Source organism: Streptomyces sp. JB150, assembly GCF_011193355.1.
In the GTDB taxonomy this organism is placed as follows: domain Bacteria; phylum Actinomycetota; class Actinomycetes; order Streptomycetales; family Streptomycetaceae; genus Streptomyces.
Window position 1 is genome coordinate 5,916,412 of sequence record NZ_CP049780.1, and the last position, 12,499, is coordinate 5,928,910.

General features: G+C 74.5%; 14 protein-coding genes. 3 read left to right on the forward strand and 11 right to left on the reverse strand.

Translation table 11 applies throughout. From position 1 onward, the window contains the following. Positions 1-63 precede the first annotated feature (63 nt). The 3 genes from G7Z13_RS27130 to G7Z13_RS27140 all read right to left on the reverse strand — a co-directional run bounded on the left by G7Z13_RS27130 (position 64) and on the right by G7Z13_RS27140 (position 2,747). Entirely contained in the window at positions 64-1,446 is a 1,383-nt protein-coding gene (locus G7Z13_RS27130) for a DUF692 domain-containing protein (protein ID WP_166002842.1), read from the reverse strand. A gap of 145 nt (positions 1,447-1,591) precedes the next feature. Further along, positions 1,592-2,467 carry a DUF1206 domain-containing protein gene (locus G7Z13_RS27135; RefSeq protein ID WP_166002843.1) on the reverse strand — a complete coding sequence of 292 codons (876 nt, stop codon included), beginning with the start codon at positions 2,465-2,467 and terminating at the stop codon, positions 1,592-1,594. A gap of 136 nt (positions 2,468-2,603) precedes the next feature. Next, the gene (locus G7Z13_RS27140) at positions 2,604-2,747 is read right to left on the reverse strand and encodes a hypothetical protein (protein ID WP_166002844.1); all 144 of its coding nucleotides are present in this window, start codon (positions 2,745-2,747) and stop codon (positions 2,604-2,606) included. Positions 2,748-3,040: 293 nt separating this feature from the next. On the opposite strand from G7Z13_RS27140, the gene G7Z13_RS27145 reads away from it, so the two are divergent. Then, positions 3,041-3,499: a hypothetical protein gene (locus tag G7Z13_RS27145; protein ID WP_166002845.1), complete on the forward strand. Its 459-nt coding sequence runs from the start codon at positions 3,041-3,043 to the stop codon at positions 3,497-3,499. A 209-nt stretch (positions 3,500-3,708) separates the two neighbouring features. On the opposite strand, the gene G7Z13_RS27150 is transcribed toward G7Z13_RS27145, so the two are convergent. Further along, positions 3,709-4,455, reverse strand: coding sequence for a peptidyl-tRNA hydrolase (locus tag G7Z13_RS27150; protein WP_166002846.1), 747 nt, complete (start codon positions 4,453-4,455; stop codon positions 3,709-3,711). 43 nt (positions 4,456-4,498) lie between these two features. Between G7Z13_RS27150 and G7Z13_RS27155 the strand changes: the two genes are divergently transcribed. Together G7Z13_RS27155 and G7Z13_RS27160 are read left to right on the forward strand one after the other, a co-directional pair. Then, positions 4,499-5,377 carry an ABC transporter ATP-binding protein gene (locus tag G7Z13_RS27155; RefSeq protein ID WP_166002847.1) on the forward strand — a complete coding sequence of 293 codons (879 nt, stop codon included), beginning with the start codon at positions 4,499-4,501 and terminating at the stop codon, positions 5,375-5,377. Positions 5,378-5,430: 53 nt separating this feature from the next. Continuing rightward, complete coding sequence (locus tag G7Z13_RS27160) at positions 5,431-6,102, forward strand: ABC transporter (RefSeq protein WP_166005331.1); 672 nt, start codon at positions 5,431-5,433, stop codon at positions 6,100-6,102. 8 nt (positions 6,103-6,110) lie between these two features. Here the strand turns inward: G7Z13_RS27160 and G7Z13_RS27165 are convergent, their stop codons facing one another. The 7 genes from G7Z13_RS27165 to G7Z13_RS27195 all read right to left on the reverse strand — a co-directional run bounded on the left by G7Z13_RS27165 (position 6,111) and on the right by G7Z13_RS27195 (position 12,365). Further along, positions 6,111-6,299: a hypothetical protein gene (locus G7Z13_RS27165; RefSeq protein ID WP_166002848.1), complete on the reverse strand. Its 189-nt coding sequence runs from the start codon at positions 6,297-6,299 to the stop codon at positions 6,111-6,113. An 18-nt stretch (positions 6,300-6,317) separates the two neighbouring features. After that, positions 6,318-7,172 (reverse strand): polysaccharide deacetylase family protein, encoded by an 855-nt coding sequence (locus tag G7Z13_RS27170; protein ID WP_166002849.1) that lies wholly within the window; start codon positions 7,170-7,172, stop codon positions 6,318-6,320. A gap of 103 nt (positions 7,173-7,275) precedes the next feature. After that, positions 7,276-8,643: an alkaline phosphatase PhoX gene (locus G7Z13_RS27175; protein WP_166002850.1), complete on the reverse strand. Its 1,368-nt coding sequence runs from the start codon at positions 8,641-8,643 to the stop codon at positions 7,276-7,278. An 89-nt stretch (positions 8,644-8,732) separates the two neighbouring features. Then, on the reverse strand, positions 8,733-9,533 hold the full coding sequence (locus G7Z13_RS27180) for a slipin family protein (protein WP_166002851.1): 801 nt from the start codon (positions 9,531-9,533) through the stop codon (positions 8,733-8,735). A gap of 292 nt (positions 9,534-9,825) precedes the next feature. Continuing rightward, a complete protein-coding gene (locus G7Z13_RS27185; RefSeq protein WP_206313152.1) occupies positions 9,826-11,292 on the reverse strand; it encodes a SulP family inorganic anion transporter in 1,467 nt (488 codons plus the stop codon). 8 nt (positions 11,293-11,300) lie between these two features. Next, positions 11,301-11,882: a carbonic anhydrase gene (locus G7Z13_RS27190; protein ID WP_166002852.1), complete on the reverse strand. Its 582-nt coding sequence runs from the start codon at positions 11,880-11,882 to the stop codon at positions 11,301-11,303. An 81-nt stretch (positions 11,883-11,963) separates the two neighbouring features. Further along, a complete protein-coding gene (locus G7Z13_RS27195) occupies positions 11,964-12,365 on the reverse strand; it encodes a hypothetical protein (RefSeq protein WP_166002853.1) in 402 nt (133 codons plus the stop codon). Positions 12,366-12,499: the final 134 nt, after the last annotated feature.

Below are 12,499 nucleotides of genomic sequence, written 5' to 3' on the forward strand. Positions count from 1 at the left end.
CCGGTATGTGACGTTCTGTTCCGTGGCCGTCGGGCGTGGTCAGACCGGGCGGGGACGGCCGGGTCAGCGTCGCAGCAGGACCCGTCGGGCGCCGCGGGCGAGCCGTACGGCCGGACGCGCCGAGTACGGCACCGGGCCGGACCGCTCCCGCCACCACGCCCGCACCTCGCGCCGCACCCGCGTCTCCAGGCGGCCGGAGCGCAGCAGGTGCTCGGCGAAGTCCAGGGCGTCGCGCCGGTAGCCGCCGGTCATCGGACGGCCGTGCGCGTAGGCGAGGAACTCCGTGCGGTACGCGTCCCCCAGCAGCGCGGGCAGTTCCGGCGCCACCTTCGCCACGACACCGGCCCGCTTCCCGGCGAGCGCCCGCGCCTGCACGCGGAGGCGGGCCCGGTCGAACCCCTCCGGCACGGGCGTCCCGGCGACGAGCGCGGAGAGCAGGGCGGTCTGGGCGAGGGCGAGCCGTTCCCGGGCAGGAGCTGTAGCAGAGGCTCCCGGGGCGTCGGCGGGGGCCTCCGGAGCGGCGGAGGCGGTCGGGGCGGCGGCGGAGGCTGCCGGTGTGGGAGCCGCGGCCTTCTGGGCGTCGGCGGAGGCGGTCAGGGCACCCGCCGCCCGCGCCCTCGCGCGGCCCTCCGCCAGGGCCGCGCGGATCGTCCGCAGCTCGCCCCTCAGCTCCTCCGGCTCCGGGAAGTTCTCGTCCCGCTCCAGCAGCACTCCGGGCGGTGACACCCGGGAGGCGAGGTCGGTGAGGATGTCGAGGACCGGACGCGGGACGGGGTGGGCGTGGCTGTCGTGCCACACCCCGTCGCGCTCGAAGCCGCCCGCGACATGGACGTACGCGAGGGCTTCCAGGGGCAGTTCGGCGAGCGCCTTGGCGGGGTCCTCGCCGCGGTTGACGTGGTTGGTGTGCAGATTCGCCACGTCGATCAGCAGCCGTACGCCCGTGCGGTCCGCGAGGTCGTACAGGAACTGGCCCTCCGTCATCTCCTCGCCCGGCCAGGAGATCAGCGCGGCGATGTTCTCCACCGCGAGCGGCACGGGCAGCGCGTCCTGGGCGATCCGTACGTTCTCGCACAGCACGTCCAGCGCGTCGCGGGTGCGCGGCACCGGCAGCAGATGTCCCGCCTCCAGCCGCGGTGAGGCGGTCAGCGGGCCGCCCGCGCGGACGAACGCGATGTGCTCGGTGACCAGCGGCGAGCCCAGCGCCTCGGCCCGCTCGGCCAGCGCCGTGAGCCGGCCCGCATCCGGCCGGTCCGCGCCGCCGAGCCCGAGGGAGACCCCGTGCGGTACGACGGTCACGCCGCGCTCGCGCAGCCGTCGCAGCGAGTCGGGCAGATGGCCGGGGCAGACGTTCTCGGCGACGACCTCCACCCAGTCGACGCCCGGCATCGCCTCGACGGCGTCCGCGATCTCCGGCCGCCACCCGATGCCCGTTCCCAGTCGCCGCATGGTCCCCCACCTCCGCGCTCTCCAGCAGGCGTGAGGGGGGTATGGCCCCGGCCCCGGGCGTCGAACCCTGTCGCATCCACCTTCAGAGCAACATTTGAGGTTCGGTCCGCACGGGGCCGGGGAACGGGATCGGGCCGGGGTCCGCTCAGACCCTGCGGTAGCGGGCCATCGCGATCGAGAACAGGCCGAAGACGGCCAGGCCGAGCGCCACCAGACCGAGCAGCCAGGGCCCGGCCGGGGTGTCGGCGAAGGAGCGCAGCGTGCCGTCCAGGCCCTTGGCCTTCCCGGGGTCGAACTGCACCGCGGCGGTGACCACGAAGACGCCGGCCGCCGCGTAGACCAGGCCGCGCGCCACGCCGCCGGTGACGCCGAGGACGTCCACGACGCGCCGGGCCCGCCGGGACATCCGCACCCTGTTGAGGTGCTTGTGGAAGGTGCGCCGGGCCGCGCGGACGCCGATCCCGACGCCGACACCGAGGATGACGAGGCCCGCGAGGCCCACCAGCCAGCGTCCGAGGGGAAGTTCGAGGGCCCGGGCGGTCAGGTCCCGTGAGGTCGCGTCGCTGCCCTCGCTGTTCTTGGAGGAGGTGACGAACGTCAGCACGGAGAACGCCAAGAAACCGTAGAAGACACAGCGGCCGGCGTTCAGGGCGCGCTTGGAGGCCTTGTCGCCGTCCGGGCCGGACGCTCCGAAGACGGCTTCGGTCAGCCGCCACAGGGCCATGCCGACCAGGCCGATGCCGATGGCCCACACCAGCGTCTCGCCGAACGGCTGCCGGGCCAGCTCCTGGACGGCTCCGCTGCTGTCCGCCTGCCGGGAGCCGCCGCTGCCGTCGGCGATGCGCAGCGCCAGCACGCCGATCAGCAGATAGATCGTGCCGCGCGCCACCAGTCCCCAGCGGGCCGCGGCGTCGACGACGGAACCGTTCGCCGCCCGGCGGGCGCGGGCGGCACCCGCACCGCGCCCCGGGCGGAGTCGGGCCCGCAGGCCCCCTTGTGTCACGGACGATCCCGTCGCCATGGCCGCTGCCCTCCCGTCGTCGACCCGCCCCGGCGGTGTGTTCGATACCGGCAGGAGCCCGGATGCCCCCGCCGGGGCGGGGTATGCGCCCGCCGCCGCCCGCACCCGTGGGTGCGGCCGGGGCACGGGCTGGTGGTCACCGGCGGCGCAGCTTGCCGAGGAGGGTGCGGGCCCGCGCGCGGTTGCGGGGATCCGACGCCGCCCGCCGCGCCGAGTCGATGGTCCGCCGGCCCTGGGGGGTGCGGCTGTAGCGCTTGATGCGGTCGAGTATGCCGGGCATGACAACCTCCGTGAGTCGTGTGTGCCGGACGTGTGTGCCGGACGGAGCGCTCGGCTCCTTTCCGCCCGTCTACCCGCGCTGGGCGGTCGAACGCAGCCGTCGTGGCCGGACGCCTGTCGTGGCCGGCCGCAGCCGTCGTCGCCGTCGTGGCCGGACGCGGCTTTGTCGCCGTCGTGGCGGGACGCGGCCGGCTTGGCCGAACCCAGCCGTCGTGGCCGAACCCGGCCGTCGTCGCCGCACCCCGTGCCGGGACGGCCGCGTTTGCCCGCGGCGGATGCGGTAACGCGCTCTCCATGGCCAACTCACAGGAGCAGGAAGGCAAGACGGCGCGCGCCGCCCGTACGACGAAGGCGGTCGCGACCAAGGCAGCCGAGAAGACCGAGAAGACCGGGAAGACAGCGTCGTCGGCCGCGGCGGCGGGCGGCAGAACCGCGACGAAGGCGGCGGACAAGGCGGCGTCGCCGGGTGCGACCGCCGCGCGGGCGGCCCGGTCGGCGTCCGCCGGGGCGTCCCGGGCGGTGTCCTCAGCGAGCAGCGCGCTCGCGGGCACCCGGGAGACCGTCGTGTCGGCCGCCGGCCAGGTCGCCTCGGTCGCCGGCACCGCGTGGACCGTCGTCAAGAACCGCAAGCTCATCGCCGCCGGAACCGCGACGGGCGTGACGGCCCTCGCCACGGCGTCCTTCGTGGCGGGCCGCCTCGTCGAGCGCAGCGGCCAGGGTCCGATCACCCGCCTGACCGGAGGCCGCATCTGACCGCCCGGACACCACGGCCCTCGCACCCCCTGAAGGGCTGCCGGCAAACGCACCGCCCGTTCCCTCACCGCACGACAAGGCGGCAGCGGCCCGCCCGGACCACTCGCTGACGCGTGGTCCGGGCGGGCCGCTGCCGTGCGTGCGCCACGGGCCTGCGCCGTACGCTGCGGGCCCCGGCCGGGCACGCAGTGCGCTGACCCCGTCGCGTCCTACGCCCGTGCCCGCCGCCGCAGTGCCGGATGGTCCGCGACCACCGTGCAGGAACCGGGGGCGACTTCGGTGTAGCCGGCGTCGCGGACGAGCGGGAGGCCGCTGGTCGTCAGGGCCTGCCAGTGGCCGGGGGCGGCGGTGCGTACGGCGAGCGGGAAGCCGGCCTCGCGCCAGGCCGTGCGGTCCTCGTCGCCCAGCTCCCACCAGGCGAGCTGGGCGCCGTGCCCGGCCTGGGCCATGGCCTTGCCGGCCGACATCTCCACCTCGGGGTTCAGCCACAGCACGGGCGCTCCCGGGTCGGCGGGGAGAGGCGGCTCCGGGTCGTCGAGTTCGGTGCCGGACACCTGGAGCCTGGCCAGTTCCTTCGGCCAGCCGTCCAGTGGCACCGGCGGGAACACTCGTACCTCCGCCGCTTTCCCGGTGACCGTGATCCCCGGCAGCGCCGACGCCTTGCGCCACTCGGCGCCGCGCGCCCGCCGCACCACCTTGCGGATCCGCGCGTCCTGCCAGTCCCGGATCGCCCGCGCCCACTCACCGTCCCCGAGGGACCGCTCGTCGCTGAGCACCACCAGCACCGCGCGGGCCGCCGTCTCCAGGGCGTCGGTGCGCGCGGGCGGCGCGGCGCGCTCGATCCGTACGACGAGCGGCAGGACGAACTGCGGAGCGTCGTCGCGGGGCGAGCGTGCGGACCGGAAGGGGGAGTCGCCGGGCACGGGGGAGTCGGGAACGGAGGCGTCGTGTGTCACGTTCTTCAGTCTGCCAGGCGAGAACCGCGGGACAGGGGGGGCCATGGGGCGGGAGCTGCGACTGGAGGGCGTGGGCCGCCGCTACGGTCCGCGCGGCTCCTGGGTGCTGCGCGGCGTCGACCTGTCCGTGCCGCCCGGCGCCCTGACCCGCGTGGAGGGAGCCAACGGCAGCGGGAAGTCGACGCTGCTGCGCCTCCTCGCCGGCCTGGACGCGCCCACCGAGGGCCGGATCACCGGCCGGCCCCGCACCGCCTACGTCCCCGAACGCTTCCCGCCGGCCCTCCCCTTCACCCCCGTCACCTATCTGCGCCACCTCGGCGCCGTGCACGGCCTCTCCCGCGCGGCGGCCGACCGTGCCGCCGGCGTCTGGCTGGAGCGCTTCGGCGCCGGGGAGCACGCCCACACACCGCTGCGGCAGCTGTCGAAGGGCAGCAGCCAGAAGGTGGCCGTCGCCCAGGCCCTGCTCGCCGACCCCGAGCTGCTGGTCCTGGACGAGGCCTGGACCGGTCTGGACACCGCCGCCCGGGAAGAGCTGGAGCGCGCCGTCGCCGAGCGGACCGCCGTCGGCGGCGCGGTCGTCTTCGTCGACCACGACCCGCGGCGGCTGGCCGGAGCGACCGACGCCGTGTACGAGGTCCGCGACGGCGCCCTCCACCGGCGCCGCGCGGACGCGCCCGCGGCGTCCGCCCCCACCGGCCCGCGGGTCGTCGTCGAGGCGCAGGGGCCGCCGGGCGCGCCGCTGCCCGCCGCGGCCGGGCGGATCGTCACCACCGCCACCGTGACCGGCCCCGGCACCCACCGGCTCACCGCCCCCGCCGCCTGCTCCGACGTGCTGCTGCGCGCCCTGCTGACCGCGGCCCCGCCCTGGCACGTCGTCTCCGTGCACACCATCGCCCCCGCCGGCCAGGGAAGCCGCCGATGACCGCCCTGACCCCCCTCACCGCCTGGACCGCCGTGGTCACCCGTCTGACCGGCCTGCCCGCCCTGCTCCGCTACCAGGCGGCGCTGCTCGCGCGATCGCAGCGCTGGCTGCCGCCGTTCATCCTCTACGCCGTCTTCCTCGTCGTGAGCGTCCAGGGCGGCCAGCCGGTGCTCGACTCCCTCGGATACGCGGCTGCCGCACTGCTCCCCGTGGCCGCCTGGCTCACCCGGATCTGCGCCGGGGGCGAACCGGCCGCCGCGCGCGCCTGTGCCGCCGCGGCGGCCGGTCCGGCGCGGGCGCACCTCGCCGCACTGCTGGTGGCGTTCGCCGCCGCGACCGCCCTCGGCGCGGCCGCCACCCTCGTGGTGACGCTGATCAGCGATCCGGCGGGCGCCGACGGGCAGACCCCGGTGCCGCGGCTCCCGGCCGGTGCGGCGGGTGCGCTCGCCACACTGGCCTGCGCCCTGCTCGGCACCGCCGTCGGTGCGCTCACCAGCCGTCCGGTGCTGCGCTCGACCGGCCGTGCGGTGCCCGCGCTGCTGCTCGCCGCGCTGCTGGCGCTGGTGGCGACCGGCTCCCCGGCGAACGCGGCGGTGAGCGGCCTGGTCACCGGCTCCCGCTCCGGCACGGTCGCCCTGCCGCTGCTGCCGCTGGGCGGCGCCGCGCTGCTCGCGGCGGTTGCGACAGCCGTCGCGAGCGCGCTGGCCTCACGAAGACCGGACTGAGCCGGGGATCAGCCCGAGCACGCGGTGCGCTGGGCCTCCTGCCACTCGCACACCGGGCACAGGGTGATCCCCTTGTACGACTCGGGGTACTCCGTCGGCTCCCGGCACAGCACGCACTCCGCGTACGGCGGCCCGTCCGCCCGGGGCGGCCTGGTCGCGTCGATCAGGCAGTAGTCGTTGACCTCGGCCTCGCTCATGCCTCCAGCGTAGGCCGGTCAGCGCGGTGCGGACCCGATCAGTTCCGACACCTTCACGAAGCGGAAGCCCTGGCGGCGCAGCTCGGGCACGATCGTGCGGATCGCCCGCTCGGTCGTCGGGGCGGCGCTGCGTGTGCAGTGCATGACCACCACCGAACCGGGCCGCACTCCGTCCAGCACCTGCCGGGCCACCGCGTCGGCGTCCGTCGCGAACGCGTCACCGCTCACCACGTCCCACTGCACGGCGGTGACCCCGCTGCCGCTCAGCGCGCGCAGGGCCCGCCGGTCGTAGCAGCCGCCGGGGAAGCGGAAGTACGGCTTCGCGTTCGCCACGCCCGCCGCGCGGAAGGCCGCGTACGCCCGCTGCACATCGGCCCGCATCCGGTCCTCGGCGACGGTCGGCAGGCCGTAGCAGTCCTCGGTGAAGGCGTAGTGGCTGTAGGAGTGGTTGGCGACCTCGAACAGCGGGTCACGGCCGATGGAGCGGGCCTGTGCCGGGTACTCCTCGGCCCAGCGGCCCGTCATGAAGACGGTGGCGGGCACCTTCAGCGTGCGCAGCGTGGCGATCAGCCGCGGGTGGTCGAACCGTTCGCCCGCCGCCGCCCTCGGCCCCTGGTCGGCGGTCATGTCGGCGTCGAAGGTGAGGGCGACGGTCTTGTCGTCGCCGCGGCGGGGGCCGTGGTGGAAGACCGGCGTCAGCCCGCCGGGTCCCGGCGCGAGGGTCGGCGGCCGGGAGGCCGCGGGGCTGGACGGGACCGGCGGGGCGGCCCGCGAGACGGTGCGGGCCGGCTCGGGGGCGCCGCACGCGGCGAGCGCGGCGAGCACCGCGCCGAGCGCACAGACGGCGGCGGCACGTCGTACTGGGAGGATCATCGTACGAACGTAAGCGGGCATGGGTGAGGAAACGGGCCCGCGTCGCCGTCGGTGCGCTCAGCGCCCGCCGGAAGTCACCCGGCCGGACGGGCGGAGCCGGACGCTAGCGGCGCCAGGGGCCGGTCACCGCGAACGTCGTCCCCGGGGTGTAGCAGTTGACGTACATGGTCCGGCCGTCGGGGGAGAAGGCGACGCCCGCGAACTCACCCCACTCCGGCTCCTCCTCGGTCCCGATGTTCTGCCGGCCGCGCGCCATCGGGTACACCTCTCCCTTGCGGGTGACGCCGAAGACGTGCTGGCCGCCGGCGCCGTCCTCGCACACCATCAGCCCGCCGCTGGGCGCCAGGCAGATGTTGTCCGGGGACTCGCCGGGCAGCTGGACGTCGGTGTCCGGGCCGAAGACGACCACCAGGGTGAGCCGGCGCCGGTCCGGGTCGTAGCGCCAGATCTGGCCGAAGTGGTCGGCGGCCGAGCCCTCCCGGCTGCGGGCGTACGACGACACGAAGTACACGCTGCGCCCGCCCCAGTAGCAGCCCTCCAGCTTCTGCGCGCGGGTGATGCCCCCCGGGCCGTAGTCCTGGAGCCGGACCGGGGTCCGCACGGCCAGCGGGTCGGGTACGTCCACCCACTCGACGCGGTCGAAGCAGGCGCCCAGCTCCCGGACGGCCGACAGGTCGGGCAGGTCCGCGACCCGCATCGCCTGGAGACGGCCGCCCGCGCGCAGGGCGCCGGTGCCGCCGAGCGGCTTGTTCGGCAGGAAGCGGTAGAAGAGCCCGAACGGCTGGACGAACGCGTCCTCGGTCTCGTAGACGATGCCGTTGTCCGGGTCGACGGCGACCGCCTCGTGCTGGAAGCGGCCCATCGCGGTCAGGGGGACCGCTCCGGTGCGGCGCGGGTCGGCCGGGTCGACCTCGAAGACGAACCCGTGGTCCTTGGCGTAGCCGTTGGTGCCCGCCTTGTCCTCGGTCTCCTCGCAGGTCAGCCAGGTGCCCCAGGGGGTCGGGCCGCCGGAGCAGTTCACGGCGGTGCCCGCGATGGCGACCCGCTCGTCCAGCACCCTGTTGCGGGCGTCCAGGGTGAGCGCCGTACAGCCGCCCTTGCCCGCCGGGTCGTAGGTCAGGCCGTCGACGGTGGGGACGCCGAGGCGGGCCGTCACGCGGTTCTCGTGGTTGCGGACCAGGTGGACCCGGCCGCCGCGACCCGGCAGGGCGGCCATGCCGTCGTGGTGGGAGGGCACCGGGCCCTCGCCGGAGCGCAGCGGGTCGCCCTCGCGGGACAGCACCGTGTAGCGGAAACCTTTCGGCAGATCGAGCAGGCCGTTCGGGTCGGGGACGAGCGGACCGTAGCCGGTGTGGCCCGTTCCCTGGGCGGCGGCCGTGCCCGCGAACAGCTCGGAGACGGCTCCGGTGAACGCGATGCCCACGCCCAGGGCGCCGGTGCGGGACAGGACCTGACGGCGGGTCACAGACATGGATGAACCTTCCTGCTGGCGGACAGGACAGTCGATCCGCTGTGTCTACCATCTGGTTCGCGTCACGGGAACAACGCGCGTAGCACCTTTCACGTGCCGAGGGCGGGCGGCGGCCGGTGCTCGGCGTCGGCGTCGGCGCCCCGTTCCAGGAAGCGCAGCAGCTCCACCGGGATCGGCAGCACCAGCGTGGAGTTCTTCTCCGCCGCGACCGCCATCACCGTCTGGAGCAACCGCAGTTGCAGCGCGGACGGGGCGTCGGCCATCTGGTGGGCGGCCTCGGCGAGCTTCTTCGAGGCCTGCAGCTCGGCGTCGGCGTTGATGATCCGGGCGCGGCGCTCCCGGTCCGCCTCCGCCTGCCGGGCCATGGACCGCTTCATGGTCTCCGGCAGCGACACGTCCTTGATCTCCACCCGGTCGACCTGGACGCCCCAGCCCACGGCCGGGCTGTCGATCATCAGCTCCAGGCCCTCGTTGAGCTTCTCCCGGTTGGACAGCAGGTCGTCGAGTTCGCTCTTGCCGATGATCGAGCGCAGCGAGGTCTGGGCCATCTGGGAGACCGCGAACTTGTAGTCCTCGACCTTGACCAGCGCGCTGGCCGCGTCGATCACCCGGAAGTACACCACCGCGTCCACCCGCACGGTCACGTTGTCCCGGGTGATGCCCTCCTGGGCCGGCACCGGCAGCGTGACGATCTGCATGTTGACCTTGCTGAGCCGGTCGACGAACGGAACGATCATGGTGAAGCCGGGCTGGCGTACGTCCCCCATGAGCCGGCCCAGCCGGAAAACCACCCCGCGCTCGTACTGCTTCACGACCCGCGCCGCCGCCGCGACGTAGACCACCCCCGCGGTCCCGACCGCCGCGGCCGCGGTCAGCAGCTCCTCCACCATGACGACCCCCTCACCCAGGGTCCGGGATGCCCGATGCTGCCACGATATGCCCGGGGGTGGGGTGGGGGCCATGAGAGCGGCGGGGGTGGGGGTGGGATGGGGGCAGGAAGGGAATGGCCCGGCGGCCCGGACGGGGCCTGACGGGCCCCGCCCGGCCGCCGGGTGGGAGTGCGCCGGCGGGGGCCCGCCGGGTGGGGGTGTGCCGGCGGGGCCGACCCGCCGGGCAGAGCGTTCGCCGGCGGGGCGACCCGCCGGGTGGGAGTGCGCCGCCGGGGCCGAGGAGTACGCCGGGTCAGGCGGCCATGGTCAGTTTCACCGGCTCGATGCCGGTGGCGCTGTGGCGCTCGGCCCAGTTCCGCAGCGCCGTGCGGCACGCGTGGTCGAGGTGGTGCAGACCCGACAGGTCCAGCTCGACCGGGCGGTCCTGGGGCAGGGACTCCAGGCTGTCGAGGATCTTCGGCAGCCTGAGGAACGTCGCGTTGCCCGACAGGTACGCCTGGACCGGGCCTGCGCCCTTGTCGACGACCTCCAGCTTGACGTGCGAGGCCTCCCAGGCGGTCTTGACGACCGACAGGGCGAGACCGATCAGGACGCCCTCGAACATGTTCACGGTGACGATCGACACCGCGGTCACCACGAGGATCAGCGCCTCACCCTTGTGACCCCGCCACAGCCCCGCGATCTGGCGGAACGGGATCAGCTTCCAGCCCGCGTGCACCAGGATGCCCGCGAGGGCGGGGATCGGGATGAGCGCCAGCGCCGACGGCAGCGCGGCGGCGAAGAGCAGCAGCCACACGCCGTGCAGCACCCGCGACGCCTTGGTCCTCGCACCCGCGCTGACGTTGGCGGAGCTGCGCACGATCACCGCGGTCATCGGCAGCGCGCCGAGCAGACCGCACACCGTGTTGCCGGTGCCCTGGGCGACCATCTCCTTGTCGTACTGGGTGCGCGGACCGTCGTGCAGCCGGTCCACGGCCGCCGCGCTGAACAGGCTCTCCGCCGAGGCGATCAGCGCGAACGCGACGATCGTGCCCCAGATGGCCGGGCTGCCCAGCTCGCCGAAGGCCTCGGCCCCCGGCGGCTGGATGACGCCGAGCAGGCCCTCGACCTCGACGGTGGCGACCGGCAGGGCGAAGACGAGCGAGGCGGACGTGGCCAGGACCACCGCCGCGAGGGCGCCCGGCACGGACTGCACCGGCTTCGGCAGCTTCTTCCACAGCACGATGACGGCGATGGTGCCCGCGCCGATCGCGAGCGAGGCCAGGGCCTCGGTGGACCGGAACGCGTCGGCGAACGCGCCGGGAAGGCCCACGATCTTGCCGATGCCGGTGTCCGGCGCCTTCAGGCCGGCCGCCGCGTAGACCTGGCCGGCGATGATCACCAGGCCGATGCCGCAGAGCATGCCCTCGACGACGGAGATGGAGATGGCCCGGAACCAGCGGCCGATCTTCAGGAAGCCCATGGCGAGCTGGAGCAGGCCGGAGACCAGCACGATCACCCCGAGCGTGCCGACCCCGAACTCGCTGACGGCCTCGAAGACGATCACGGTGAGACCGGCGGCCGGCCCCGACACCTGCAGGCTGCTGCCGGGCATGAGCCCGGTGACGAGACCGCCCACGATGCCGGTGACCAGGCCCACTTCGGCCGGGACGCCGGAGGCGACCGCCACGCCGACGCACAGCGGGACGGCGACCAGGAAGACGACGATGGAGGCGAGGAAGTCCTGCCGGAGGTGGGGGAACTTGGATATGGCGGACATGGCGGGCCTCACAGAGCCTCGAACGAGTCGGTCTCCGCACGGTGTTCGCGCACCGTGCCCGTGTGCACCTCGTAGTACCAGCCGCGCAGGCGGATCCGGTCCTCCGCGAGCCGCTTCTCCACGCACGGGTAGGAGCGCAGCCGCCGCAGCTGCGTCAGGACGTGGTTCTGCACGGCTTCGGCGACCGTCGGGTCGCTCGGATCGGAGCACTTGGGATGGTCGGCGGCGTGTGCCAGCCAGTCCCGCACGGCCGGTACGGCCTCCAGGTCGTCGCCGCGCACGACCGCGCCGACGGCGCCGCAGTGCGAGTGGCCGCAGACCACGATGTCCTTCACGCCGAGGACTTCCACGGCGTACTCGATGGTGGCCGCCTCGCCCGTCGGGGTGGCGGAGGCGTGGAGGGGAACGATGTTGCCCGCCGTGCGCAGTTCGAAGAGCTGGCCGGGGCGGGCGCCCGTGATCAGCGCCGGGACGACCCGGGAGTCGGAACAGGTGATGAACAGGACCTCCGGGGACTGACCCGCGGCGAGGCCGGCGAACTCCTCAGCTCGCTGTCCGAACTTCCGGGCGTGGTCGATGAGGGGCTGCATGATGTCGTGATTCCTCCTGGCGCGCGTGGGGCGCGTCGGGCGTGCATGACGGAGACACAGAGGTGGGGGACTGCTGTGTGCTCAGCACCGGAAGACCTGGAGTGCGGCCTGCGAGGAGGCTGTCGGCGGTCTCTCGCGGTCGTAAGCGACACCGGGCGGGAGTGCGGTGCGGTCGGTGCCCGGCTCCCCTCGGGCGGGCAGTGGCCGGCCGGCCGCGTCGGGCGCGGGCGCGACCGTGCGGGTGCGGTCGCGGTAGTGCGGATGACCGTTCGGGTCGCCGCAGGAGGGCGCCGTGCGGAGGTAGGTGTGCTCCTCGTGGCTCCGCGCCGTGATGGAGGGGGCGATTCCGGTCTGGGTCGTGGCCACGACGTCGGCCTTTGTGTACGCGTGTGCGAACGACGCCATGACGGCGAGGCAGGGGACGGTCAACAGCACGACGGCCAGGGCCGCCAACGCGGTCCGTGCCGTCGCACCTCTGCACATGGCTGCCCTCCCGCGAACGCCCATGCCTCTAGTCCGGACCAACGGTTGGTCAACGGTTGGTCAAGAAACACGTTAACCCTGCAAAGTTGGTTGCAGGGTTAACTCAGCGTTTCGAGCGAAAGAGCGCCCAAAAA

What these genes read in the sequence shown, in the direction of transcription:
- G7Z13_RS27130 (WP_166002842.1), bottom strand. Translation starts at nt 1,446, where the DNA reads ATGCGGCGACTGGGAACGGGCATCGGGTGGCGGCCGGAGATCGCGGAC.
- G7Z13_RS27135 (WP_166002843.1), bottom strand. Translation starts at nt 2,467, where the DNA reads ATGGCGACGGGATCGTCCGTGACACAAGGGGGCCTGCGGGCCCGACTC.
- G7Z13_RS27140 (WP_166002844.1), bottom strand. Translation starts at nt 2,747, where the DNA reads ATGCCCGGCATACTCGACCGCATCAAGCGCTACAGCCGCACCCCCCAG.
- G7Z13_RS27145 (WP_166002845.1), top strand. Translation starts at nt 3,041, where the DNA reads ATGGCCAACTCACAGGAGCAGGAAGGCAAGACGGCGCGCGCCGCCCGT.
- G7Z13_RS27155 (WP_166002847.1), top strand. Translation starts at nt 4,499, where the DNA reads ATGGGGCGGGAGCTGCGACTGGAGGGCGTGGGCCGCCGCTACGGTCCG.
- G7Z13_RS27165 (WP_166002848.1), bottom strand. Translation starts at nt 6,299, where the DNA reads ATGAGCGAGGCCGAGGTCAACGACTACTGCCTGATCGACGCGACCAGG.
- G7Z13_RS27170 (WP_166002849.1), bottom strand. Translation starts at nt 7,172, where the DNA reads ATGATCCTCCCAGTACGACGTGCCGCCGCCGTCTGTGCGCTCGGCGCG.
- G7Z13_RS27175 (WP_166002850.1), bottom strand. Translation starts at nt 8,643, where the DNA reads ATGTCTGTGACCCGCCGTCAGGTCCTGTCCCGCACCGGCGCCCTGGGC.
- G7Z13_RS27180 (WP_166002851.1), bottom strand. Translation starts at nt 9,533, where the DNA reads ATGGTGGAGGAGCTGCTGACCGCGGCCGCGGCGGTCGGGACCGCGGGG.
- G7Z13_RS27185 (WP_206313152.1), bottom strand. Translation starts at nt 11,292, where the DNA reads ATGTCCGCCATATCCAAGTTCCCCCACCTCCGGCAGGACTTCCTCGCC.
- G7Z13_RS27190 (WP_166002852.1), bottom strand. Translation starts at nt 11,882, where the DNA reads ATGCAGCCCCTCATCGACCACGCCCGGAAGTTCGGACAGCGAGCTGAG.
- G7Z13_RS27195 (WP_166002853.1), bottom strand. Translation starts at nt 12,365, where the DNA reads ATGTGCAGAGGTGCGACGGCACGGACCGCGTTGGCGGCCCTGGCCGTC.